The following is a 24,624-nucleotide window of genomic DNA, read 5'->3' as shown; positions in this document are numbered from 1 at the left end:
CGGCCCGGGCCGGCTAGCGGCGCCGCAGCTGATCACAATCCGTAGCCGACGCGCGAGATCGCCAACCGTCGCCAACCGTCGCTGACCTTCGCCGACGAGCGCTGACGGTCTCACCGGTGACCTGCGTCTCAACCTCGCGGGACGCCATTGCCTATGCAACTCGTTGCATAGCAAGATGCGGGTCATGGCACTGGAGCACGCGATCCTCGTCTCGCTGCTGGAGCAGCCCGGCTCCGGCTACGAGCTGGCCCGGCGTTTCGACCGCTCGATCGGACGCTTCTGGACCGCCACCCACCAGCAGATCTACCGGGTGCTGCGGCGCATGGAGGCGGACGGCTGGGTCGCCGCGGAGGAGGTCGCCCAGGACGGGCGCCCGGACAAGAAGGTCTACTCGGCCGCCGGGGCCGGCCGGGCCGAGCTGGCCGACTGGCTGCGCAAGCCGGTCGAGCCGGAGACCGTCCGGCACGAACTCGCGGTCAAGATCCGGGCCGCCGCCTTCGACGACCCGGCCGCGCTGATCTCCGAGGTCGAACGCCACCGCGAGGCCCACGCCGCCCTGCTCGCCCGCTACCTGCACGGCGAGCAGCGGGACTTCCCCGACCTCGAAGCCCTCGACACCCGGCAGGAGTTGCAGCACGTGGTGCTGCGCGGCGGCATCGAGTTCGAGCGGATGACCCTCGACTGGCTCGACGACGTGCTCGCCACCCTGCGCCGACTCGCCGCCGACCGGCCGTCCAGACCCGACGCCGACCGGCTGTCCTGACCCGACGCCGACCGGCTGTCCTGACCCGATGCCGACCGGCCGTCCTGACCCGTCGGTGCCGTCCTGACGCACCGGCGCCGTCCTCACGCACCGGCGCCGTCCTGACGCGCCCGGTGCCGTCCCGAACCACGGGTGCCCGGCCGTCCTGACGTGCCGGCGCCCCGGCCCCGCCACCCGCTTCCCACACCCTCGACCTCGGGAGTCCCCGATGCTCTTCAACCCGCGCACCTACGACCCCGCCCAGTTCGACGAGCCGACCCGCCGGCTGCTGCGCGCGACCGTGGACTGGTTCGAGTCCCGCGGCAAGAAGGCGCTGATCGACACCTACATCGACCGCAGCTGGTACGCCGACTTCCTCGAATTCGCCGCGAAGGAGGGCCTGTTCGCGGAGTTCCTGACCCCGTCCGCGGCCGACCCGGACAAGCGCTGGGACACCGCGCGGATCGCCGAGCTGAACGAGATCCTCGGCTTCTACGGCCTCGGATACTGGTACACCTGGCAGGTCACCATCCTGGGCCTCGGCCCGGTCTGGCAGAGCGAGAACGAGGTCGTCCGGGCCCGTGCCGCCCGGCTCCTGGCGGAGGGCCACGTCATGGCCTTCGGCCTCTCCGAGCGCACCCACGGCGCCGACATCTACTCCACCGACATGATCCTCACCCCGGACGGCGAGGGCGGCTTCACCGCGACCGGCTCCAAGTACTACATCGGCAACGGCAACGTGGCCGGCCTGGTCTCGGTCTTCGGCCGCCGCTCGGACGTCGAGGGCCCCGAGGGCTACGTCTTCTTCGCCGCCGACAGCCGCCACGAGGCGTACCACCTGGTCAAGAACGTGGTGAACGCCCAGATGTACGTCAGCGAGTTCCGCCTGGAGGACTACCCGGTGCGCGCCGAGGACGTGCTGCACACCGGCCAGGCCGCCTTCGACGCCGCCCTGAACACCGTCAACGTCGGCAAGTTCAACCTCTGCACCGCGTCCGTCGGCATCTGCGAGCACGCGATGTACGAGGCCCTCACCCACGCCCACAACCGGGTGCTGTACGGCAAGCGGGTCACCGACTTCCCGCACGTCAAGCGGGAGCTGACCGACGCGTACGTCCGCCTGGTCGCGATGAAGCTGTTCAGCGCCCGGGCCGTGGACTACTTCCGCACCGCCTCCCCCGAGGACCGCCGGTACCTGCTGTTCAACCCGATGACCAAGATGAAGGTCACCACCGAGGGCGAGAAGGTCATCGACCTGATGTGGGACGTCATCGCGGCCAAGGGCTTCGAGGCGGACACCTACTTCGACAAGGCCGCCAAGGACATCCGCGGCCTGCCGAAGCTGGAGGGCACCGTCCACGTCAACCTGGCGCTGATCCTCAAGTTCATGGGCAACTACCTGTTCGCCCCGGCCGAGTACGCCCCGGTGCCGTCCCGCCTGGACGCCGCCGACGACGCCTTCCTGTTCCGCCAGGGCCCGGCCCGCGGCCTCGGCGCGATCCGCTTCCACGACTGGCGCACCGCCTACGACCGCCAGGCGCAGCTGCCCAACGTCGCGCGCTTCCGCGAGCAGGCCGACGGCTTCTGCGAGCTGCTCCTCGGCCACGCGCCGAGCAAGGAGCAGCAGGCGGACCTGGACTTCCTGCTGGAGATCGGCCAGCTGTTCGCGCTGATCGTCTACGGCCAGCTGGTGCTGGAGCAGGCCGAGCTGACCGGTCTGGACGCCTCCGACGAGGGCCGCGACGTCCTGGACCAGGTCTTCGACGCCCTGGTCCGCGACTTCTCCGCGCACGCCACCGAGCTGCACGGCAAGGCCTCCACCACCGAGGAGCAGGCCGCCTGGGCGCTGGCCAACGTGCGCCGCCCGGTGTCGGACGCGGCGCGGGCCGCGCGGGTGTGGGAGCGGGTCGAGGCGCTCGCGGGCGCCTACGAGATGCAGCCGTAGGTCCACGCCGTACGGATGTGATCCGGAGGCGTGCGGTCCGGAGGACGTGATCCGTGCAGGGCCCCGGGGGTGCCGGTCGGCGGACCGGCACCCCCGGTCGTGCGTTTCCGTGGTGGGAGGCGGATGGCCCGAGCCGCCGCCGCAGCCGCCTCGGCCGCTTGAGCCCCCGCCTCAGCCGGCTCAGCCGTCGCCTCAGCCGTCGCCGAGGCCCATGTCGCGGGCCCGGGCGACGGCCTCGGCGCGGGTGGCGACGTGCAGTTTCTCGAAGATGTGCGTGATGTGGTTGCGGACGGTCTTCTCCGCGACCACCAGCTCCCGGGCGATCCGCCGGTTGTCCAGCCCGCGCGCGACCAGGTCCAGCACCTCGGCCTCCCGCGCGGTGAGGTCCGGGAACAGCTGCCCGGCCTCGCGCATCCGGGCCCCGGCCAGCAGGGCGGTGATCCGTCCGGCCACCTCACCGCCGAACACCGCGCCTCCCGCGGCGACCGTCCGCACCGCGTGCAGCACCTCCTCCCGGCCCGCGCCCTTGACCAGGTAGCCGCGGGCACCGGCCTGGAGCGCGGCGAGCAGGTTGCCGTCGTCGTCCGACATGGTCAGCATCAGCACGGGCGGCGGCGCCTCCTGGGTGGACAGCTGCCGGACGGCCTCCAGCCCGGAGCCGTCGGGCAGCGAGAGGTCCATGATCACCACGCTCGGACGGTGCCGGGCGACCGCCTCCGGGACGTCGGCGAGCCGCTCGGCCTCGGCCACCACCAGAACGCCCTCGGCGCTCTCCAACGCCGCCTTGAGCCCCTCCCGGAAGAGCGGGTGATCGTCGACGATCAGTACACGGACGGGCGTTGTGTCGCCCGGGCCCGAGGGCGCAACCGACTGTTCTTCATCCACCCGGCCGACACTACCAGCGGCGCACCGGCTACTTTCCGTGACATGCTCGGAAGTCGTCCGCGTGGCGGGCGCGGCGGCACAGCGGACCGGATGGCCGGTCCGGCACCGGGACCACGGTCGGGGACGCGATCCGAGACCGCTGCCTCAGGCATCCGGGACACCGGGCCGCCGAGACTGGAACCCGGTCTGTCCACACCGCCGGGGGGTTCGCACCACCGGAGTCCGCCCCACCGGCCCAGCCCGTCTGCGAGGTGGTGGCATGCCCCCGGCGACCCCCGTCCGGCGCCGCACGCCGGCCCAACGGCAACTCACCGCGGCCGCGATCGCCACGGCGGTCTGCATCGTCGCGGCGACGCTGTGGATCTGTTACGTGCTCGTCCATCTCGGCGACCCGGGCGTGTCGATACCACGCGACCAACTCGCCATCCTGGTCTACGCGCTGCCGACCGCGGCTGCGGGCATGCTGCTGCACGCCCACCGCCCGGGCAGCCCGCTGGGCTGGGTGATGCTCGTCTACGCGCTGACCGGCATCCTGCCCGCTGCGGCGGCCGCACCGGTCCGGGTCGAGATCACCAATCCGGGCATCGTCGGCGCCACGCTGGCCCTCGAAGTGCTGGCGGGATCGCTCAACGCGGTCGTCGTCTACTCGCTGCCGCTCTGGCTGCCCTACGGACGGCTGACCACCCGGCGCTGGTGGTGGTACATCGCGGCCATCGCCGTGTGGGTGACCCTGGAGGTGGCGCAGGCACTCGACGACCCGACGACCTACGGGCGGCCCAATCCGCTGGCCGGCACGCCGCCCGCGCGTTTCGCCGTCGCCTTCGTCCACCGCCTGGGCGGACACGACCTGTTGATCAGCGAGTGCGTGATCGGGTTCCTCGCGCTGGTCCTGCTGGCGCGTCTACTGCGTCCGACCGGCTCCGAGCAGGACAGGGCCGAGACCCGCCGGCACCGGCTGCGGGTGGCGGGGATGCTCGGCGCGTACCTGCTCTGGGTGGGGATGCAGGACTTCTTCGAGCGGACCTCCACCGAGCACTACTGGCTCAGCTACTCGCTGTTCGCCTCGGCGGGGCTGGTGTGGGCAGTCGCGGTGGCCGTCCTGGTCGTCCGGGACCACGGCTGGCGGCTCGACCGGGCGGCCCGCAGTGTGCTGATCGGGCTGCTGCTGGGCACCGCAGTCACCGGGCTGTTCGTGGTGGCCGCCGCCGTGCTCTCCGACTGGTTGCTGCCGGGGCGTGGCGGGGCCGCCCTGCTGCTGATCGCCCTGGTGTACGCGCTCGGCGCGGCCCTTCCGCGGGCGGCCCGGCGGTGCGTCACCCTCGTGGACCGGCTGTACTACGGCGAGCGCGCCCAGCCGTACCAGGTGCTCCGGACACTCGCGGGGCGGGTGCGGCAGGTGGTCGATCCGGCACGGCTGCCGGAGACGCTGTGCGCGACGGTCGCCGAGGAACTGAGGCTTCCCGGGGTCGCCCTGGCTGTCACCACCCGGGCCGGGCGGCGCACGCTGGCCACCGCCGGACGGCTGGACGGCCACAGCCAGGACTTCACACTCGTCCACAACGGGCTGCCGATCGGCGAGTTGACCGTAGGACTGCGGGCGGGCGAGGAGTGGTTGGACAGCAGTGACATCGACATCCTGCGCTCGCTCGCCGACCAGGCCTCGCCGGCCGTCGCCTCCCTCCGACTCCACGAGGACCTGCTGGCCAGCCGGGAGCAGATCGTCTCCGCCCGGGAGGAGGAGCGGCGCTGGCTGCGGCGCGACATCCACGACGGGCTGGGGCCGGCGCTGGCCGGGTTGCGGCTGCGGGTGGACAACGCCGCCACCTCGGCGGGCGACGGGATCGCTGACACCCTGCGCGGAGTCTCGGACGGCCTGGGGATGACGATCAAGGAGGTCCGCCGGATCACCGACCGGCTCGGGCCGGCGCCGCTCGGCGAGTTCGGGCTGACCCGGGCGGTCCGGCAGCTGGCGGACACCTTCAGCGGGACCGGATTGACCGTGACGGCGGAGCTGTCGCCGGATCCGCTGCCGGAACTGCCGGCGGCGGTGGAGGTTGCGGCCTACCGCATCACGGCGGAGGCGCTCAACAACGTGCTGCGGCACGCCCGGGCACGGACGGCGCGGGTGACGCTGCGGCTGGACGACGCGGCGCTGGCGCTGACCGTGCGGGACGACGGAGTGGGGTACCGCGAGACCGCCGACGAGCACGAGCGGGAGGGCAGTGGGGTAGGGCTGCAGTCGATGGCGGACCGGGCGGCGGAGATCGGTGGCAGGTGCACCGTCGAGTCACTCTCCCGGGGCGGAGGCACGCAGGTGCTGGCGGTGCTGCCGCGCTCGGCGGGGGCCGATATGCGACGGGTGACGGGTGGCGGCTGACGGAAAGCGGGCGACGGATGACAGCCGACAGATTTCATAATCTGTCGGCTGTCATCTGTCATCTGTTATCTGCTATCCGCCATCCGTCGGCTCGTGGCCTGCGAGCCGAGGAGGCGACGTCGGCGGTGGGCTGGTCATCAGGGCGGGCAGTTGAAGTGGCAGTCGTCCGCCGGGCCACCACCACCGGGTCGCGGGCCCCCGCCCGGCCTGGGCTTGAGACCTTCGGGGGACACTGCGGCCGAGTTGGAACAGGCGCAGCGCACGGCCAGGCCTGCTGCGATCACGCCCGCCAGCACGCCGGCCGCGCGGATCGCCCTGGCCTTGGTAGCCGCGGCCTTGGTATTCGTCGACATTCGGTGGTACTCCTGATTCTTCCGAGTGACCGGTCATGGTCGATCGGCCACGTTCAACTCTGCGGACGGACGCGCCCCGAGCGCATGGGCCTGATGTCCCATTCCGGTCCCGGTTCGGCGCCCGGGGCTCCGATGCGGCCCAGCACGACGGTGACCGGCTTGCGCGACCCGGCCCGCAGGCCGTACCGCTCCTTGGCCCTGACGTAGACCAAGTCGCCCGGGAACAGCGGTACTTCACCGAGCTCACCGAGGAAGGAACCGGCCCCGGAGAGGACCAGCAGGAAGGCGTCGGCCGCCCGGTCCTGGTACGGGCCGCAGAGGCCGCCCGGGTCGAGGTCCACGGTGCCCACGTCGACCTGTCGCCAGGCCGGCGCGGGCTCCGGGCCCGACCGCTGGGCCGGGATGTCGCCCCGGGCCGGGGTCGGCCGGACGGTGAGCACGGTGGTCGGCGCACCGCGGACGGCGGTGAGCCGGCAGCTGCTGCCGGGCCGGTGGTGCAGCGCCTCGCCCGGGGACAGGACCCGGCCGGCCGCGGCGAGCCGGCCGGAGAGCACCACCGTCACCGACTCCACTGAACCGTAAGGGAGTTGCTCGACCCGGACGCCGGGCGGCAGGGTCTCGACGGTGAGTCCGGCGCGGACGGAGGGCCGCTGCTCCGGGTCGATCAGCCGCCGGAAGACGGGCGCGGTGCGGGGGACGGCCGCAGGTACGACGATCACTTGGGGTCTCCTGGGAGGGAGCTGGGGAGGGAGTCAGGGCCGGTCGCGGCGGGCGGCGCGGCGCCGGGCCAGGGCGGCCCGAGTGCCGGCGACGTGCCGGGGCACGGCGAGGGTGAGGCAGAGCAGCTCGGCGCCGAGCGGACCGGCTTCGAGGTGCAGTGTGCGGCCCCTGCGGGCCAGCAGCAGATCGCCTTCCGAGGCCAAGTGGTCCGGCTCGTCGGACAGTTGCCCGACGACGGCGGCGCCGCGCAGGACGTGCAGGACGGTCTCGGCGTCGGGCCGGCCGGTCAGCACGTGATGGGCGCCGGGGCTGAGCCTCAGGTGGTCGAAGGCCTCGCAGGCGCTGGCGAGCATCGAGCGGCGGGCCAGCGAGCGGATCCGCACGCGTTCGCCGTTCGGGCCGAGGACGACCATCGCGGCGCCGGTGCCGGTGGTGACGATCATGCGGGTTCATCTCCGCTCAGGGGGGTGGGGCGGCCCGCCGGGACGGTCAGGACGGCGTGGAAGTACTCCAGGCCTGCGGTCCCGGCGGTGAGGACGGTCCGGGTGCCGAGCGGGAGGACGACGGCGGTGCCCTCGACGAGGGGGATACCGGCGTCCCGCGGCACGGGGTCCCGCGGCTCGGGGTCCTGCGGCTCGGCGTCGTGGTCGGCCTGCGGGGAGTCCCGCCGTACGGTCTCCTCGGGCGCTTCGGCGAGGCCGGAGCCGGCGGTGACGTAGAGCGCGTGCTCGACGCCGTCGGCGGCCAGCTCGGTGCTGTGGCCCGGTTCGAGCCGCTGCAGCCCGACGCCGCGCAGCGGTCCCGCGAGCAGTCGACCGGGGTCGACGGCGCCGTGCCGGCGGAGGTCGGTGATGACGGTTCCGGGCATGTCGGGCGCTCCTTCCGGTCTCCGGCGGGCCCTGCGGTCCGCCTCTGGGCTCCACCCTCCGGCGCCCGCTGTCCCGGCCGCACGGGGGTTCCGTCCCGTCCGGCTCCCGTCCCGCTCCCGGGGCGGCCCGGGCCTGGTCCCGACGCGATCCCGGCCTGAGCCGGGCCGATCCCGGGCCGCTCCCGGGCCGCTCCCGGCCGACGGAACGCCCCCGCGCGAACCGACGTACGGTGGAACCGGAGGCCGTGTCATGCACGTCACCGGAAGCCACTTCACCCACTTCGCCGACCGCACCGACGCGGGCCGGCGGCTGGCCGCGCGCCTGGGCCACCTGGGCGGGACCGGCGCCATCGTCGTGGCGCTGCCGAGGGGCGGGGTGCCGGTGGCCGCCGAGGTGGCCGAGGCACTCGGCGCTCCGCTGGACATCTGCGTGATCCGCAAGCTCGGCGTGCCCTACCAGCCGGAGCTGGGCATGGGGGCGATCGGCGAGGACGGCGTCCGGGTGCTGAACGAGCAGGTCATCCGGCTCGGCTCGGTCACCGACGGCCAACTCGCCGAGGTGGAGCGGCGCGAGCGCGCCGAACTGGAGCGCCGGGCCCGCCGCTACCGGGGCGACCGCCCGCCGGCGGACGTGCGCGGACGCACGGTCGTCGTGGTGGACGACGGCATCGCCACCGGCTCCACCGCCCGGGCGGCCTGCCGGATCCTCCGGGAGCGCGGCGCGGCCCGGGTGGTGCTGGCCGTGCCGGTGGCGCCCCGGGACTGGACCGACCGTCTCGAGGAGGTCGCCGACGAGCTGGTCTGCGTCGATACACCGTCGCCGTTCTTCGCGATCGGCGAGTTCTACGCCGACTTCTCCCAGACCGAGGACGCCGAGGTGCTGCGGCTGCTCGCCGAGGCCCGGCAGCGGGAGGGGGCGGGAGCCGGCCCGCCCGCCGCCTCCGCCGCGGTCGACCGCGAGCTGGCGCTGCCGGTCGCCGGGGTCCGCCTCACGGGCCGACTGACCGTGCCGCCCGGCGCGCGCGGCGTCGTGGTGTTCGCGCACGGCAGCGGCAGCGGTCGGCACAGCCCGCGCAACCGGTACGTCGCGGAGTACCTGAACCGGGCCGGGCTGGCCACCCTGCTGTTCGACCTGCTCACCGAGGCCGAGGAGTCGGACCGGCGGAACGTGTTCGACGTCGGGCTGCTGGGCTCCCGGCTGACCGCCGTCGCCGAGCGGCTCGGCGCGGGCCGGGGAGGCGCGGGCCCGGAAGGCACCGGCCGGGGAGCCGCGGGCAGGGAAGGCAGGGGCCGGGAGGGCAGCGGCAGGGAAGGCCCGGCCGCCCAGGACACGGACGACGCCGTGCCCGAGACCCGCGCGCTGCCGCTCGGCCTGTTCGGCGCCAGCACCGGCGCCGCCGCGGCCTTGCACACCGCCGCCGAGCTGGGACCGGCGGTGCGCGCCGTGGTCTCGCGGGGCGGCCGCCCGGACCTCGCCGGGCCCGAGGTCCTGGCCCGGGTGAGCGCCCCGACCCTCCTCGTGGTCGGCTCGCTGGACACCACCGTGCTCGACCTGAACCGGCGGGCCGCCAGGCGGCTGCGCTGCGAAAGTGAACTGGCGGTGGTGCCGCGCGCGACCCACCTCTTCGAGGAGCCCGGCACCCTCGACCAGGTCGCTGAGCTGGCCCGGGACTGGTTCCTGCGCCACCTCCCCGAGCCCGGGTCCGCCGGCCCGGACCGGTGAGGCGGCCTCGAGCACGATTGCGCAGACTTCGTGCATCACCCCCGATCGGCAGAACATTCTGCGCAGCGCAAGCCGGGAAATCCTGGCCAGCTTGTACACATTGAGCAGTGGAAAACCGACCTGTTGCCCAACCACCCCGACAGGAGCAAGCTCTCCGCAACCGGACCGCCCACCCATCCGCGGTGCGGCCGCGATCCAGCGGAAGCCTCAGAGCCGAGGCCCGAAGTGGAGGAACGACCGATGACCACGCAGTCCCACGCCCTTGAGTTGACCCCCGAGGAGCGCGAGGCCGGTCTTGACGCCGACCAGCTGCGCCGCCTCGTCGGCCTCGTCGAGCACGACCCGGCGGCCGACCCCTTCCCGGTCACCGCCCAGGACGCCGTCGTCTTCGTGGTCGGCAACGCCACCCAGACGGCCCAGTTCTACCAGGTCGTCTTCGGCATGGAGCTGGTCGCCTACTCCGGCCCGGAGACCGGCCGCCGCGACCGCAAGGCCTACGTGCTCCGCTCCGGCTCCTGCCGCTTCGTGATCAAGGGCGGCGTCCAGCCGGACAGCCCGCTGCTGGACCACCACCGCCGCCACGGCGACGGCGTGGTCGACCTCGCCCTGGAGGTCCCGGACGTCGACAAGTGCATCGAGCACGCCCGCGCGTCCGGCGCCACCGTCCTGGAGGAGCCGAACGACGTCTCGGACGAGAACGGCACCGTGCGCCGCGCCGCCATCGCCACCTACGGCGAGACCCGCCACACCCTGATCGACCGCTCCCGCTACCACGGCCCCTACCTGCCGGGCTACGTCGTCGCGGAGAGCCGGGTGAAGCACCCGGAGGGCTCCCCCAAGCGCCTCTTCCAGGCCCTCGACCACGCCGTCGGCAACGTCGAGCTGGGCCGGATGGACGAGTGGGTGTCGTTCTACAACCGCGTCATGGGCTTCGTGAACATGGCCGAGTTCGTCGGCGACGACATCGCCACCGAGTACTCCGCGCTGATGTCCAAGGTCGTCGCCAGCGGCAACCACCGGGTGAAGTTCCCGCTCAACGAGCCGGCCATCGCCAAGAAGAAGTCCCAGATCGACGAGTACCTGGAGTTCTACACCGGCCCCGGCTGCCAGCACATGGCGCTCGCCACCAACGACATCCTCACCACCGTGGACGTCCTGCGGGCGCGCGGCGTGGAGTTCCTCAACACCCCGGACGCCTACTACGACGACCCGGAGCTGCGCGAGCGGATCGGCAAGGTCCGGGTGCCGATCGAGGAGCTGAAGAAGCGCGGCATCCTGGTCGACCGCGACGAGGACGGCTACCTGCTGCAGATCTTCACCAAGCCGATCGGCGACCGTCCGACCGTCTTCTACGAGTTCATCGAGCGCCACGGTTCGCTCGGCTTCGGCAAGGGCAACTTCAAGGCGCTCTTCGAGTCCATCGAGCGCGAGCAGGAGCGACGCGGCAACCTGTGAGCGTCATGAGCGTCGGAGAGCTCTGACGAACGGTCGAGGAGGACCACGGAGATGGCGTACTACCGGCAGCTGGGCAGCATCCCGCCCAAGCGGCACACCCAGCACCGCACCCCCGAAGGCGGGCTGTACTACGAGGAGTTGATGGGCGAGGAGGGGTTCTCCTCGGACTCCTCGCTGCTCTACCACCGGGGCATCCCCTCGGCGGTGGTCAACGCGGTGCCCTGGGAGCTGCCGGACCAGTCCACGGTGCCCAACCACCCGCTCCTCCCGCGCCACCTCAAGCTGCACGAGCTGTTCGCGGACCAGGAGTGGAAGTCCGCGGACGTCGTCGGCAGCCGTCGGCTGGTCCTCGGCAACGGCGACGTGCGGATCTCGTACGTCGCCGCCGGGGCCCCCAGCGAGCTGTACCGCAACGGGCTCGGCGACGAGTGCGTGTACGTGGAGTCCGGCGCCGGCACGGTCGAGACGGTCTTCGGCTCGATCGAGGTCGGCCAGGGCGACTACGTGATCATCCCGCGCGCCACCACCCACCGGTGGGTGCCGACCGGTGACGAGCCGCTGCGCGCGTACTGCATCGAGGCGAACAGCCACATCACCCCGGTGAAGCGCTACCTGTCCAAGTACGGGCAGTTGCTGGAGCACGCGCCGTACTGCGAGCGGGACTTCCGCGGCCCGGTCGGCCCGCTGGTCGTCGACGCCCCCGGGGACGTCGACGTACTGGTCAAGCACCGCGGCCCGCAGGGGATCGCGGGCACCCGCTACACCGTGCCGCACCACCCCTTCGACGTGGTCGGCTGGGACGGCTGCCTGTACCCGTACGCCTTCAACATCCGGGACTTCGAGCCGATCACCGGCCGGATCCACCAGCCGCCGCCGGCCCACCAGGTGTTCGAGGGCAACAACTTCGTCATCTGCAACTTCGTCCCGCGCAAGGTGGACTACCACCCGCTGTCGATCCCGGTGCCGTACTACCACGCCAACGTGGACAGCGACGAGGTCATGTTCTACTGCGGCGGCGACTACGCGGCGCGCAAGGGCTCCGGCATCGCCCAGGGCTCGATCTCGCTGCACCCCGGCGGGCACACCCACGGGCCCCAGCCGGGCGCGTACGAGCGCAGCATCGGCGCGGAGTTCTTCGACGAACTCGCCGTCATGGTCGACACCTTCCGGCCGCTGGAGCTGGGCGAGGGCGGTCGGGCGAGCGAGGACGCCGGCTACGCCTGGACCTGGGCGGGTCGGGGGCCCGGGCGATGAGCGGACTGCCTGCAGGGGGATCCGTTCCCGAGCTCGTCCCCGGCCTCGTCCCCGAGCTGTTCCGCGGGCTCTTCGACGACGCGGCGGTGTTCCCGCCGGGGAACCTGCCCGTCGCCGAGGCGGTGCCCGCGCACCGCGCCCACCGCGCGGCCTGGTACGCCGAGGCGGTCGGCCCGCTGCTCTGCGGGGCGGGCCGACTGGGCGAGTTGGCCGCCGCCACCGCGGCCGAGGCGGGGAGCGCGTCGCTCAGGGTCGGGCTGGTGCTGCCGGGGGGCAGTGCCGAGCTCGCTCCGGCGCTCGCCGCCGCCGCGCCGTTCGAGGTGGCCGGCGTCGAGCTGGCCACCCGGGACGCCGCCGAGGCGGTCGCCGAGCTGGACCGGCTGCTGCCGCCGCACGTCCCGGCCGCCGTCGAGCTGCCGCGCGAACTCCTGCACGGGGACGGGCTGGACGCCGTCCTGGACGTGCTGGTGGACAGCCCCTACCGGGCGAAGTTCCGCACCGGCGGAGTGGTCGCCGAGGCGTTCCCGGACGAGGCGGAGCTGGCCGCCTTCCTCACCGGCTGCGCGCAGCGCGGACTGCCGTACAAGTGCACGGCCGGACTGCACAACGCCGTCCGGCACACCGACCCGCAGACCGGCTTCGAGCACCACGGCTTCCTGAACGTGCTGCTGGCCGCGCAGGAGACCGACCGGGCCGCGGCCGCGGCGGTGCTCGCGGAGCGCGACGGCGAGGTCCTGGCCAAGGCGGTGCGCGCACTGACGGAACGTCAGGTTACGGTGATCCGCAACTCGTTCACCGCGTTCGGCACCTGCAGCATCGCCGAACCCCTGGGCGACCTGGCCGCACTCGGCCTGCTGCCGTCGCCCGCTCCACAGCCCCAGGAGGACCGTTGACCACCCCCCGCAGCTGGCTCGCCAGCGCCCAGGACTCGCCGTTCGGCGTACACAACCTGCCGTACGGCGTCTTCACCGCCGCCGACCAGCCGGGGCGGCGCCGGATCGGCGTGCGCGTCGGGGACTTCGTGCTGGACGCCGGGGCGGCCGCCCGCGCGGCCGGCGCACCCTCCGTCCTGCTGGACGCGGACTCGCTCAACCCGCTGATGGCGGCCGGGCGTCCGGTCTGGACCGGCGTCCGGGCGGACCTCACCACCTGGCTCACGGACGAGTCCTTCCGGGAGGCCCTGTCGCCGGCGCTGCTCCCGGTGGCCGAGGTCGAGCTGCACCTGCCGTTCGAGGTCGCCGACTACGTCGACTTCTACGCCTCCGAGCACCACGCCACCAACCTGGGCCGGATCTTCCGCCCGGGCTCGGAGCCGCTCACGCCCAACTGGAAGCACCTGCCGATCGGTTACCACGGCCGGGCGGGCACCGTCGTGGTCTCCGGCACGCCGGTGGTGCGGCCGCAGGGTCAGCGCAAGGCGCCCGCCGACCCGGCGCCGAGCTTCGGGGCCACGCGCCGACTGGACATCGAGGCCGAGGTCGGCTTCGTCGTCGGCACGCCGTCCGAGCTGGGCAAGCCCGTCCCGCTGGCGGACTTCCGGGAGCACGTGTTCGGCGTCTGCCTGCTCAACGACTGGTCCGCGCGCGACATCCAGGCCTGGGAGTACGTGCCGCTCGGCCCGTTCCTCGGCAAGTCCTTCGCCACCTCGGTCTCGCCGTGGATCGTCCCGCTGGACGCGCTGCAGCACGCCCGGGTCGCCCCGCCGGCCCGCGACGTCGAGCCGCTGCCGTACCTGGACGACCGGGGCGGCGAGCCGTGGGGCCTGGACCTGGCGATGGAGGTCCGACTGAACGGGCACCCGGTCTCCCGCCCGCCGTTCGCCACCATGTACTGGACGGCGCAGCAGCAGCTGACCCACATGACCGTCAACGGCGCCTCGCTGCGCACCGGCGACCTGTTCGCCTCGGGGACGGTCAGCGGGCCGGAGCCGGAGACCCGGGGCGCGCTGATCGAGCTGACCTGGAACGGCGAGGAGCCGCTGAAGCTCCCGGACGGGACGACCCGGACGTTCCTGGAGGACGGCGACGAGGTCACCATCACCGCCACCGCACCCGGCCCGGACGGGGCCGTGGTCGGGTTCGGCGAAGTGACCGGGCGGGTGCTGGGCTGACGAGTGACGGACGACGGGCGGCAGCTGACGGCTGACGGCTGACGGATAACAAATGACAGCTGACAGATTTCATCATCTGTCAGCTGTCATTTGTCGCAACCTCCCCGGTACGGTGGACCGCGGAAGTCCACATCACCGAGGGGACGGGAGCGGGCCCGATGAGCGCAGAGGCGACAGAGGTCGCGGAGACGGCGGAGACCTCGGAGGTCCGGGCGCACCTGGACGGCGGGGTCGGGCGGATCGTGCTGAACCGTCCGCGGGCGCTCAACTCGCTCACCCACGGCATGATCACCACCCTGCGGGCGACGCTGGACGACTGGGCCGCCGACGACCGGGTCCGCGCCGTCGTGCTGACCGGCGCGGGCGAGCGCGGTCTCTGTGCCGGCGCCGACATCCGCGCGATGCACGACGACGCCAAGGCGGGCGGAGCCGGCACCCGGGCCTTCTTCCGCGACGAGTACCGGCTGAACGCGCTGATCGGCCGCTACCCGAAGCCGTACGTCGCGGTGATGGACGGCATCACCATGGGCGGCGGCGTCGGCCTGTCCGCCCACGGCGCGGTCCGGATCGTCACCGAGCGCTCCACCGTCGCGATGCCCGAGACCCGGATCGGGCTCGTCCCGGACGTCGGCGGCAGCCGCCTGCTCGCCCACGCCCCGGGCGAGTTGGGCACCCACCTCGGACTCACCTCGGCCTCGATGGGCCCCGGGGACGCGCTGCTGTGCGGATTCGCGGACCACTACGTGCCCTCGGCCCGGATCCCGGAGCTGCTGGACACCCTCGCCCACGGCACCGCGGCCGCCGCCACCGCCGAGGAGGTCGCCGCCGCCGTCGCCTCCGCGGTCGCCGCGCATGCCGAGCCCGCACCGCCCGCGGCCCTGGCCGGGCAGCGGGCCTGGATCGACACCTGCTACGCGGCCGACACCGTCGAGGAGATCGTCGAGCGCCTGCTGAACTCCGGTGTCGCGGAGGCGAAGGAGGCCGCGGAACAGGTCCTCGGGAACTCCCCCACCGCCGTCAAGGCCACCCTGGCCGCGCTGCGCCGCGCCCGTACGCTCCCCTCCCTGGAGGCCGCGCTCGACCAGGAGTACCGCGTCTCCTGCGCCGCGCTGGACGGCCATGACCTGGTCGAGGGCATCCGCGCCCAGGTGATCGACAAGGACCGCAACCCGCGCTGGGAGCCCGGCACGCTCGCCGGGGTGACGGAGACGGACGTCGCCCGCTTCCTCGCCCCGCGCGAGGGCGACGAGCTGGGCCTGGCCTGACCGCGTCCGCCGGACCCGTGACCGGCGTCTCGCATGCCAAGACTGGCGCGGGACCGGGCACGTCGTAGATCGTTGGGTGGTCAGGGCGCGCCCGTGCGGCGCCGAGCAGCGGACATGGGAGTCAACGGCGATGACCGAGACCGAGACCTACGAGACGATCCTGGTCGAGCGCAAGGGCCGGGTGGGGCTGATCACGCTCAACCGGCCCAAGGCGCTGAACGCGCTGAACACCCAGCTGATGAACGAGGTGGTCGCGGCGGCCACCGCCTTCGACCGGGACCCGGAGATCGGCTGTCTGGTGATCACCGGTTCGGAGAAGGCCTTCGCGGCCGGCGCCGACATCAAGGAGATGCAGGGCAACGTCTTCCCCGACGTCTACCTGGACGACTGGCTGGGCCCGTGGGACCGGCTCGCCGCGCTGCGCAAGCCGGTGGTGGCGGCCGTGGCCGGGTTCGCGCTGGGCGGCGGCTGCGAGCTGGCGATGATGTGCGACATCCTGCTGGCCGCGGACACCGCGAAGTTCGGGCAGCCGGAGATCAAGCTCGGGGTCATCCCCGGCATCGGCGGCTCGCAGCGGCTGACCCGGGCGGTCGGCAAGGCCAAGGCCATGGAGCTCTGCCTGACCGGCCGGATGATGGGCGCCGAGGAGGCGGAGCGGGCGGGCCTGGTCTCCCGCATCGTCCCCGCCGACCAGCTGATGGCCGAGGCCCTGGCCACCGCGGAGACCGTCGCGTCGATGTCCACCCCGGCGGCGATCATGCTCAAGGAGAGCGTCAACCGCTCCTTCGAGACCACGCTGGCCGAGGGCGTCCGCTTCGAGCGCCGCCTCTTCCACGCCGCCTTCGCCACGGCGGACCAGAAGGAGGGCATGGCGGCCTTCGCCGAGAAGCGCCCGCCGTCCTTCAGCAACCGGTGACGGACGACAGCTGACGGCTGACCGGCCGACGGATGACAGCTGACGGGTTTCAGATTTCAGATGTTGAAATCTGTCAGCTGTTAGCTGTTATCTGTCGGCTGTCACTCCGCCACTGGCGCGCCCGCGTCCGGTTCCGCGTCGGCCGTGTCGGTGCCCGCGCCCGCTGCCGCCTCCAGCGCCACCGTGTTCAGCCGGGCGAGCCCGCTGCGGGTCGCGGCGACCACGATCCGGTCGCCCGGAGCGAGCCGGCGGGTGCGGTCGGGCAGGCCCCACTGCAAGTGCGCGTCACGGGCGAACCGCACGGCGATCACCCGGACGCCGCCCGGGTCCTCCAGGTCGTGCCGGTTGCGGCCGATCAGCCCGCTGCCGTCCTCCGCCGACAGCTCCGCGATCAGCAGCACGTGCCGGAACACCGACAGCGTCCCGCGCACCTCGCGCCCCATCAGCGCCGCCGCGAAGGCGGGCGCGGCCAGGTAGGACACCGACCGCGAGGCCGCGTTGTCCAGCGTCTTGTAGAAGTGCCCGGCGAAGTCGTCGTCGAACAGCCGCACCACCACCCGGACTTCGGGATTGCCGTGGCGTGCCTCCAGCGCCGCCTCCAGGTTGGTGGCGTCGTCCCCGCTGACCGCGACCAGCGCCCGGCTGTGCTTCAGCCGGGCATGGCGCAGCTGTTCCTCGAACGGGCCGTCGCCCATCACGACCGGGATCCCGAGCGCCCGGACGGCGGCGATGCCGCGCGCCTGCGGGTCCCGTTCCATGCAGACCACGGGCACGCCCATCTCGTGCAGTTGGGTCGCGACCCGGGTACCGACGTTCCCGAGTCCGACCACGATCACGTGGTCCCGGGTGCCCGCACCGGGGTTGCGCGGCTGTCCTCGGCGCCCGGAGCCGAGCACCTCGACCGCGATGGCGGTGGCGACCGGCGCGAAGGTGATCCCGCAGATGGTGATCACCACCTGCGCGACCCGCTGCCAGATCCCGCCGGTGCCCGTCCCGGCGGCGATGTCGGAGAGCTGGTCGGGCTGGGCGGCACCGGCCAGGTCCAGCAGCGAGATGTAGACCGTCCAGCCGAAGTCCCGGTTGAGGTACCAGAGCACGCCGAAGGACATCAGCACCGCGGCGAGGGCGGTGAGCAGCACCAGCCGCATCCGGGCGCTGGTGAAGAAGCGCATGGTGTCGAGCACTCGCCAGCGCAGGCGCCGGCGCCAGCCGATCGGTTCCCGGGGCTCGATCCTCAGCACCTGGAGCGCGGCTGTGCCGCCGGGCCCGTCGTCGGCTTCGGGCTCCCCGGATGGGGAATCGGGCTCGGAATCGGGCTCGGAATCGGGCTCGGAATCGGGCTCGGATGCGGGTCCGGAGTCCGCCGTGAGGGCTGCGGGGGCCGCGGGGGCCGCTTCGCGCCGTACGCCGCCCGGGCGGATCGGCCCGTCGTCGCCGAACTCGCGGGCGAGCCGGACGAATTCGGCTGAGTCGCCCTCCTGCGCGGGGAGCAGCCGGATCTTGCCGAGGTCCTGCCGGTGGATCTGGTCGGCGACGATGCAGACCCGGTCGGCGGTGATGGCGTCGTCGAACGCGATGTGCAGGTAGCGGCCGTCGATCTCGACCGAGTTGGGTCGTCCGAGCGCGGCGGCCGCGAAGGCCGGGGCGGCGGTGGCGGAGCCGGAGAGCGCGGCGCCGTTCCTGAGCAGCCGTTCGATGTTCTCGCCGAGCCGCTGGTTGAACATCCGGAACACGATGCGGATGTCCGGGTTGTGGTTCTGGGCGCTGAGCGCGGCGTGGATGTTCTCCTGGTCGCTGCCCTCGACCAGCGCGAGGCCGCAGGCGGTGCCGATGGACACCGCCCGCAGGGCCTCGTCGGTGATGCTGACGTACTCCACGACCGCGGCGACGCCGTCGAGTTGCTCGATCTGCGGCGCGTGGTCGCGGGTCCGGTCGGCGACCAGGACGACGACCGGGACCTCGTAGTGCTCGACGAGTTCCAGGACCAGTCGGTGCGCCAGCGCATTGCCCCCGCAGACGATGTAGTGCTGGCTGATCGGCTCGACCGGAGGGGTCCCCCACCCTTCAGAAGTCATATCGCCGGATGGTATCGACAGCGAGTGTCCGGAGGATGTCGTTCCGGCGACCGCGACGGATCCCTCGAACGGCGGTCTCCGGCGCGCGGACCGGCGGCGGCACGGAGAGGCTGGGGGTCGCTCCCTGCCCACAGCTTCCGTCCCAGCCCGAGGAGTTCGCCACCGTGGTCCCTCCGTTCATCACCCCCGACGGTTCCCCGGTCCAGGGCCCGCTCGGCGCCCTCGCCAAGGCCGCCTGGCAGGTCCTGCTGGTCGCCGGGCTCGTTTCCCTCGCGCTCGGAATCGTGGTCTTCGCCTGGCCCGAGCAGACGCTGCTGGTGGTGGGGGTGCTGTTCGGCCTCTACCTGCTGGTGATCGGCATCATGCAGCTGGTCGCCGCGTTCGGCACCCATGCCGCCACCGCGCTGCGCGTGCTGGCCTTCATCAGTGGCGCGATCTGCGTGCTGCTGGGACTGCTCTGCTTCCGCAGCGGGACGCGGTCACTGCTGCTGCTCGCGCTCTGGATCGGGATCGGATGGCTGTTCCGCGGCATCACACAGCTCGTCGCCGCGATCTCCGACCCGCTGATGCCGGCCCGTGGCTGGCAGGCCTTCGCGGGCGTGGCCAACACGCTGGCCGGCGTGCTCCTGCTGGTCTGGCCGGTCGAGACGATCTCCGCGCTCACCGTCCTGGCCGGCTGCTGGCTGGTGATCCTGGGCCTGGTCGAGATCATGACGGCGATCCAGGTGCGCAGCCGGGCCAAGACGATCCCCTCGGGGGTCTGAGCGGCGCACCGCCTGAGCGGCGGACCGTCTGATCGACCCGCCCGCTGCTCACCGGGCGCCGCTCGGACCGGCCGGGCGCCGCCGTCAGGGCCGCGGGGCGTAGCCGAGCCGGAAGGTGGCGGCCTCCAGCCGCTCCGGGCCGAGCCGGACCTCGGTCAGCCGCTCGGCCAGCGCGAACGCGGCCTCGGTGTGCAGCTCGTGCCGCTCCCCGTCGAGGTGGAAGCCGCAGGCGGCCATCAGCTCGGTGATGCCGGGTGCGTCGGCGTCCGTGCCGTGCCGCTGGTCGGCGAAGAGGGGTTCGAAACCGAGCCGGCAGCCGTTCCGCTCCCACCACGTGAAGGCGTCCTCCGCCATGGCGCCCCGGTAGTTCGAGACCAGCCGGGTGCCGTCCGCGAGGCCGGGGATGATCTCGGGCAGGCTGCCGAGGTAGCCGTACGGCTCCACCGCCAGCGCCCAGCCGTCCAGTTCGGTGACGGCGACGAGCAGCCGGTCCTCGTCCTCGCCGAGCAGGGCCCGGGCCTCCTCGTCCTCCCCGTCGTCGAAGGCCTCCCAGGCTTCGACCACGGCGTCCAGCCCGGTGACTGAGCGGCCGGGCAGGGCGTCGAAGCGGCGCAGCAGTTCGTCGGCGGATATCCCCTGGACGCGGGTGAGGCAGTGGGCCTCGCCCAGGACGGGGTAGCGCTGCTCGAACCAGGTGTAGTCGGTGGCGTGTACGGCGGTCATGCCCCGATGCTGTCAGACGGCTCCGACACCCCGCCGCCGGCATCACGGCCGCACGCCGGTTCAGCGCCAGACCGGCGCGTCCGTGCCCCAGCGCCCGGGCGGTCGCGACCAGTCGGCGGGCGCGCCCTCGTAGCCGATCGGCGGCAGGGCGTGGCGCAGCCGCCCGTGTGCGGAGTCGGTCTCGGCGAGCCAGCGGGCGGGGTCGTAGGGCTCGGCGACCACCCCGGGGGCGGCGGTCTCCCCGGGTTCGACCGCCCCGGCTACGGTCGCGGCCGCTGCGGCCACCCCCGGTGCGGCGGTCTCCCGGTCGATGCCGTGCATCAGCCAGGCGGCCGTGCCGGCGAGGGAGAAGCGCAGGTGGCGGCCGCCGGGGCGGCCGGTGCGCTGCTCCGTGAGGGCGCGCAGGACGGCGGCGGCCATGAGGTAGCCGGTGCCGTGGTCGAGGGCCTGGGCGGGCAGGACGCCGGGACGACCGTCGGGGGCGGCCTCGTGGGCGGCGATGCCGACGCCGGCTTGGACCAGGCTGTCGAAGCCGCGCCGCGCGGCCCACGGGCCGGTCCAGCCCCAGGCGCAGAGCTGGACGACGATCAGGTCGGGTCGGTGGGCGAACAGGTCCGCGGGGGCGAGGCCGTGGGCGTCGAGGGCGCCGGGGCGGTAGCCGGTGACGACGACGTCGGCGGTGGCGAGCAGCTCCTCGAAGGCGGCGCGGTCGGCGGCCTCGGCGAGGTCGAGGCGGGTGGAGCGCTTGCCGAAGCCGGTGTCGGCGTGGGAGTCCTCGGCCTCCGGTAGCCGGGGCGAGTCGATCCGCAGGACGTCTGCGCCGAGCAGGGCGAGGGTGCGGGTGGCGACCGGTCCGGCGATCACCCGGGTGAGGTCGAGGACCCGGACCCCGGCGGCCGGCCGGTCCCCCGGCGCCTCGCCCAGTGGACGGGCCGGACCCACGTCGGCGCTACCGACCGCCAGGTGTTCCACCAGGGGGTGCGCCGCCGTGCTCGCCGGCGCGACGGCCACGGCGAGCGCCCCCGCCGCGTACGCGCGCTCCTGGATCTGCTCGGCCGGCAGGGTGCCGAGCACCTCGGCGAGCTGCTCGGGCCCGGCGTCCGCGGCGAGGCCGAGGGCGGCCAGCAGCCGGGTGCGGTGGTGCGGGTAGTTGGCGTGGGTGCGGACCCAGCCGTCGGCGGTGCGCCAGAAGCCGGAGTGCGGGGCGAAACTGACGGGCGTCCGACCGTCGATCGTCAGGTGCCGCTCGCTGAGGAAGGCGGTGGCGACCGCCCCTTGGTCCACCCGTACGGCGGGGACCGGGCCACCGCTGCGGAGCGCGGCCAGCTCGGCGGCGGCCAGCGAGCAGACCGCCACGGTGGCCCGGGCCAGGCGGCGGACCGGCAGTCCGGAGGGCAGGACGTCGTCCGGGCCGTGGAAGCTCACCCGTGCCGGCAGGTCGGCCGACCCGCCGAGCGCCGCCCAGGCATCGGCGGTGGGGCGGTCGGCGGGCCCCCCGCTGACGGGTCCGGCGGGAGCTGCGGGGCCTGCGGGACCGGCCGTTCCGGTGGAACCGGCGGCTTCTGCGGGCAGCGGACGATCAGTCATGCCCGGCATTGTGCTCCCCTTCCCGCCCGCTCGCTGTGACGCCGCCCACCACCGTCGGCGCCGGCTGCGGCGGGCACCGGCGGTTCAGCACGTGAAGCGCAGCGAGCGGACCCGGTGGTCGAAGCTGGACGGGACGAGCTCCGGCTCGCCGACCGATCGCGTCTCGGGCAGACGGGTGAACAGCTCCCGGAACAGCGCCGTCATCTCCTGCCGGGCCAGGTGCGCACCGAGGCAGTAGTGCGGACCGCCCCCGCCGTAACCGAGGTGGGGGTTGGGCGTGCGGGTGATGTCGAAGGCCTCCGGGTCCGGGAAGACCGTCTCGTCGCGGTTGGCCGAGCCGTAGAACAGCGCGACCTTCTCTCCCGCCCGCAGCAGCGGGCCGCCGGGGCCGCCGAGCTCGTGGTCGACGGCGACGGTCCGGTGGAACTGGATGATCGGCGTGGCGTGCCGGACCATCTCGTCCACCGCACCGCCGAGCCGCCCGTCCAGGTCGGCGAGGAGAAGCGCGCGCTGCTCGGGGTTGACGGTCAGCAGGTGCAGGCCGTGGGCGAGCGCGTTGCGCGTGGTCTCGACCCCGGCGACCAGCAGCAGGGTGAAGAAGGCGCCGAGCTCACGGCCGGTGAGCCGACGGCCGTCCACGTCGGCGGTGACGAGCGCGGAGATCAGGTCCTCGGCCGGCCGACGGCGCCGTTCCCGGCCGATCCCGGCCACGATGACCTGCATCCGGGCGAGCGCGCGCAGCCCGCGTCCGGGGGACCGGAGCCGGTGGCGCAGCGTCCGGGCCACCCCGATGTCCGCGGAGGTCCGGTTGACCAGGTCCAGGATCTCGCGGCGCGGCCGCTCGGGGATGCCCATCATGGTGCAGATCACCTGGAACGGGAGTTCGGCGGCGACCGCGCCCACGAAGTCCTCCGGTCGCTCCCGTTCCACCCGGTCGACCAGGGCGACGCTGATCCGCCGGACGTCCTCCTCGACCCGGCCGAGCAGCCGCGGGGTGAACGCCCGCGAGACGATCCGGCGCAGCTGGGCGTGGCGGGGGTCGTCCAGGTTGACCATCGAATCGCCGAACAGCAGCCGGACCCAGCGGGCCGGGGCGGGCGTGGTGACGCCGGGGCCGCTGAGGAAGACGGCGGGGGTGCGGCTGGCCTCGACCACGTCGGCGTGGCGGACCAGGGCGTGGAAGCCCTTGCCGGTGGCGCGGTCGCCGAAGAACACCGGCTCGGGACGGCGGCGCAGCTCGGCGAAGGCGGCGGCACGGGCGGGAGCGGGCAACTGCCAGAAGCGCGGGTCGGCGAGGTCGGCGGTCCCGGCGGCGGACGTGGCGGCTCCGGCGGGGGCGGCGACTGGGACGGAGGTGGCTGCTCCGCTGGGCGCGGCAACGTCGGCAACGGACTCCGTGGCCATTCCGGTGGGCGCGGCAACGTCGGCAACGGACTCCGTGGCTTCCGTCGGGGTCTCCATGGCCGGGCCTCCCTAGCTCCTGGACGACATCGTTCCGATACGCACGGAACGTGGCTGCGTGTGCACATTTAGTGAGCAGGGGGTGACTGCTTGTCAAACCGCACCGATGGTCATACGAGCAGCTTTACGGAGCCGACGCCTCCGGCGAGCGCCGAGCCCGGCCTCCCGAGCGAGTGGCCTCCCGCCCGAGCGGCCGAGCATGGTCTCACGGGGCGAAACCGGCCATAGCCGGAGGGTGCGGTACGGGCGGGGCGGGGCGGGTGCGACGATGAGTGCCATCGTGATGACCGACCGGATCCGCCTGCTGCGCGCCGCGGTCTTCGCCGCGCTCTGCGTGGCGATGGCCGCCACCGCGCACGTCGTCATGGCCGGATCCGGGGTCTCGCCGACGACGCTGGCCGGTGCGTTCGGGGTGGTCCTCGGGCTGACCTGGCTGCTCGCCGGGAAGCGACGCGGGTTCGGCGCGATCAGTCTCTGGATGGTCGTGGCGCAGACCGCCCTGCACCAGCTGTTCGAACAGGCCGGGGCGCTCGGCCGCGGGGGCGGCGGTCTCGGCCGACTCGCCACCACGGACTGGACCACCCTGCTGCTCTGCAACCCGGACCGCGTGCCCGGCGGGCTCTCTCCGGTCGAGCTGGCGCGGATGGCGGGCATCGACCCGGACCTCCCCCCGGCCACCGGCGGCCTCCGCCCGATCGCGGGAACGCACCACGCCACCACCGGGGCCGGGGCGTCCGGCGACGGCATGGCCATGGACATGAGCCTGCCCGGGATGACGGGGATGCCCGGCCCGTCGCACCCGATGCCGGGCGGGACACCCGGCGGAACACCGGGCGGCATGGCGCACGACACGGTGCACGGCATGGCCGGCGGCGTGACGGGTGGCATGCCGGGCGGCATGGCGCACATGATGTCGCCGGGCATGGCCATCGCCCACGTGCTGGCCGCAGTGGCCTGCGCGCTGCTCCTCTGGCGCGGTGACGCCGCTCTGGTCCGGCTCTTCGACCTGCTGGGCGCGCTCGGCAGCGTGGTCGCGGGGGCGCTGCTGCTCCCGCTGCTCGCCCTGTTCGCGCGCCCCTTCGGCTACCGGGCCCCGGCAGCGCCGCGTCCCGCCGCCGACCGGGCCCGACCGCCCCGGTCGGTGCTGCTCACCCATGCCGTGGTCCGGCGCGGACCGCCGGCGTTCGCCCTCGCCCGCTGACGCGCCCGCCGCCGCTCCCCCGGCCGCCTCCGGCCACCGGAATCCCCGCGACGGGCAGGTCGCCCTGCCGTACGGACGTGCCCTCGGCCGCCGTTCCGTCAGGGCCCGGGCCCGCGTCCGGCACCGCGCCCCCGGCTCCCGGGGAGGCGCGGGGTGCCGCGCACGTGCCCACCGTCGCCGACGGCGCCGCCCTGAGCGGT

20 protein-coding genes are annotated in these 24,624 nt (G+C 73.6%); 12 read left to right on the top strand and 8 right to left on the bottom strand.

The genetic code is table 11. The features are described 5' to 3' along the window. The first annotated feature begins 184 nt into the window (after positions 1-184). Positions 185-763, top strand: a complete 579-nt coding sequence (locus ACIRD3_RS01560; protein ID WP_402209876.1) for a PadR family transcriptional regulator — start codon at positions 185-187, stop codon at positions 761-763. A gap of 208 nt (positions 764-971) precedes the next feature. Then, a complete protein-coding gene (locus tag ACIRD3_RS01555) occupies positions 972-2,687 on the top strand; it encodes an acyl-CoA dehydrogenase family protein (RefSeq protein WP_402209873.1) in 1,716 nt (571 codons plus the stop codon). A 192-nt stretch (positions 2,688-2,879) separates the two neighbouring features. Here ACIRD3_RS01555 and ACIRD3_RS01550 read toward each other — a convergent pair whose 3' ends face one another. Then, on the bottom strand, positions 2,880-3,572 hold the full coding sequence (locus ACIRD3_RS01550; RefSeq protein WP_402209870.1) for a response regulator: 693 nt from the start codon (positions 3,570-3,572) through the stop codon (positions 2,880-2,882). Positions 3,573-3,831: 259 nt separating this feature from the next. Between ACIRD3_RS01550 and ACIRD3_RS01545 the strand changes: the two genes are divergently transcribed. After that, complete coding sequence (locus ACIRD3_RS01545) at positions 3,832-5,949, top strand: sensor histidine kinase (protein ID WP_402209867.1); 2,118 nt, start codon at positions 3,832-3,834, stop codon at positions 5,947-5,949. 406 nt (positions 5,950-6,355) lie between these two features. Here ACIRD3_RS01545 and ACIRD3_RS01540 read toward each other — a convergent pair whose 3' ends face one another. From ACIRD3_RS01540 to ACIRD3_RS01530, 3 genes are read right to left on the bottom strand one after another with little or no spacing between them, the layout of a single operon-like run. Then, positions 6,356-7,021, bottom strand: coding sequence for a cupin domain-containing protein (locus tag ACIRD3_RS01540; protein WP_402209865.1), 666 nt, complete (start codon positions 7,019-7,021; stop codon positions 6,356-6,358). A gap of 33 nt (positions 7,022-7,054) precedes the next feature. Then, positions 7,055-7,465, bottom strand: a complete 411-nt coding sequence (locus ACIRD3_RS01535) for a hypothetical protein (RefSeq protein ID WP_402209862.1) — start codon at positions 7,463-7,465, stop codon at positions 7,055-7,057. Continuing rightward, positions 7,462-7,890 carry a hypothetical protein gene (locus ACIRD3_RS01530; RefSeq protein WP_402209859.1) on the bottom strand — a complete coding sequence of 143 codons (429 nt, stop codon included), beginning with the start codon at positions 7,888-7,890 and terminating at the stop codon, positions 7,462-7,464. The genes ACIRD3_RS01535 and ACIRD3_RS01530 overlap by 4 nt, the downstream gene beginning before the upstream one ends. A gap of 250 nt (positions 7,891-8,140) precedes the next feature. On the opposite strand from ACIRD3_RS01530, the gene ACIRD3_RS01525 reads away from it, so the two are divergent. The 7 genes from ACIRD3_RS01525 to ACIRD3_RS01495 all read left to right on the top strand — a co-directional run bounded on the left by ACIRD3_RS01525 (position 8,141) and on the right by ACIRD3_RS01495 (position 16,613). After that, positions 8,141-9,613, top strand: coding sequence for a phosphoribosyltransferase family protein (locus tag ACIRD3_RS01525; RefSeq protein WP_402209857.1), 1,473 nt, complete (start codon positions 8,141-8,143; stop codon positions 9,611-9,613). A 240-nt stretch (positions 9,614-9,853) separates the two neighbouring features. Continuing rightward, the gene (gene hppD, locus ACIRD3_RS01520; RefSeq protein WP_402209853.1) at positions 9,854-11,068 is read left to right on the top strand and encodes a 4-hydroxyphenylpyruvate dioxygenase; all 1,215 of its coding nucleotides are present in this window, start codon (positions 9,854-9,856) and stop codon (positions 11,066-11,068) included. Positions 11,069-11,119: 51 nt separating this feature from the next. Further along, complete coding sequence (locus ACIRD3_RS01515) at positions 11,120-12,322, top strand: homogentisate 1,2-dioxygenase (protein ID WP_402209850.1); 1,203 nt, start codon at positions 11,120-11,122, stop codon at positions 12,320-12,322. Next, on the top strand, positions 12,319-13,215 hold the full coding sequence (locus ACIRD3_RS01510; RefSeq protein WP_402209847.1) for a hypothetical protein: 897 nt from the start codon (positions 12,319-12,321) through the stop codon (positions 13,213-13,215). Before ACIRD3_RS01515 ends, ACIRD3_RS01510 begins: the two co-directional genes overlap by 4 nt. Beyond that, a complete protein-coding gene (gene fahA / locus ACIRD3_RS01505; protein WP_402209845.1) occupies positions 13,212-14,432 on the top strand; it encodes a fumarylacetoacetase in 1,221 nt (406 codons plus the stop codon). The genes ACIRD3_RS01510 and fahA overlap by 4 nt, the downstream gene beginning before the upstream one ends. A gap of 158 nt (positions 14,433-14,590) precedes the next feature. Then, entirely contained in the window at positions 14,591-15,697 is a 1,107-nt protein-coding gene (locus tag ACIRD3_RS01500; RefSeq protein WP_402209842.1) for an enoyl-CoA hydratase/isomerase family protein, read from the top strand. A gap of 130 nt (positions 15,698-15,827) precedes the next feature. Then, positions 15,828-16,613 carry an enoyl-CoA hydratase gene (locus ACIRD3_RS01495; protein WP_402209839.1) on the top strand — a complete coding sequence of 262 codons (786 nt, stop codon included), beginning with the start codon at positions 15,828-15,830 and terminating at the stop codon, positions 16,611-16,613. 101 nt (positions 16,614-16,714) lie between these two features. Here the strand turns inward: ACIRD3_RS01495 and ACIRD3_RS01490 are convergent, their stop codons facing one another. After that, positions 16,715-18,688: an NAD-binding protein gene (locus ACIRD3_RS01490; protein WP_402209836.1), complete on the bottom strand. Its 1,974-nt coding sequence runs from the start codon at positions 18,686-18,688 to the stop codon at positions 16,715-16,717. A gap of 164 nt (positions 18,689-18,852) precedes the next feature. Here ACIRD3_RS01490 and ACIRD3_RS01485 point away from each other — a divergent pair, with 164 nt between their 5' ends. Further along, positions 18,853-19,452, top strand: a complete 600-nt coding sequence (locus ACIRD3_RS01485; protein WP_402209833.1) for an HdeD family acid-resistance protein — start codon at positions 18,853-18,855, stop codon at positions 19,450-19,452. Positions 19,453-19,536: 84 nt separating this feature from the next. Here the strand turns inward: ACIRD3_RS01485 and ACIRD3_RS01480 are convergent, their stop codons facing one another. The 3 genes from ACIRD3_RS01480 to ACIRD3_RS01470 all read right to left on the bottom strand — a co-directional run bounded on the left by ACIRD3_RS01480 (position 19,537) and on the right by ACIRD3_RS01470 (position 23,166). After that, the gene (locus ACIRD3_RS01480; RefSeq protein WP_402209830.1) at positions 19,537-20,175 is read right to left on the bottom strand and encodes a DUF6461 domain-containing protein; all 639 of its coding nucleotides are present in this window, start codon (positions 20,173-20,175) and stop codon (positions 19,537-19,539) included. Positions 20,176-20,235: 60 nt separating this feature from the next. Beyond that, positions 20,236-21,762 carry a CoA transferase gene (locus ACIRD3_RS01475; RefSeq protein WP_402209827.1) on the bottom strand — a complete coding sequence of 509 codons (1,527 nt, stop codon included), beginning with the start codon at positions 21,760-21,762 and terminating at the stop codon, positions 20,236-20,238. Positions 21,763-21,846: 84 nt separating this feature from the next. After that, the gene (locus tag ACIRD3_RS01470; protein ID WP_402210750.1) at positions 21,847-23,166 is read right to left on the bottom strand and encodes a cytochrome P450; all 1,320 of its coding nucleotides are present in this window, start codon (positions 23,164-23,166) and stop codon (positions 21,847-21,849) included. A gap of 325 nt (positions 23,167-23,491) precedes the next feature. Between ACIRD3_RS01470 and ACIRD3_RS01465 the strand changes: the two genes are divergently transcribed. Continuing rightward, positions 23,492-24,424, top strand: a complete 933-nt coding sequence (locus ACIRD3_RS01465; protein ID WP_402209824.1) for a hypothetical protein — start codon at positions 23,492-23,494, stop codon at positions 24,422-24,424. Positions 24,425-24,624 lie beyond the last annotated feature (200 nt).

The organism is Kitasatospora sp. NPDC093550 (assembly GCF_044764985.1).
Classification (GTDB): domain Bacteria; phylum Actinomycetota; class Actinomycetes; order Streptomycetales; family Streptomycetaceae; genus Kitasatospora.
Note: the sequence above shows the minus strand (reverse complement) of the source record. Positions and strands in the feature narration are given on the sequence as shown.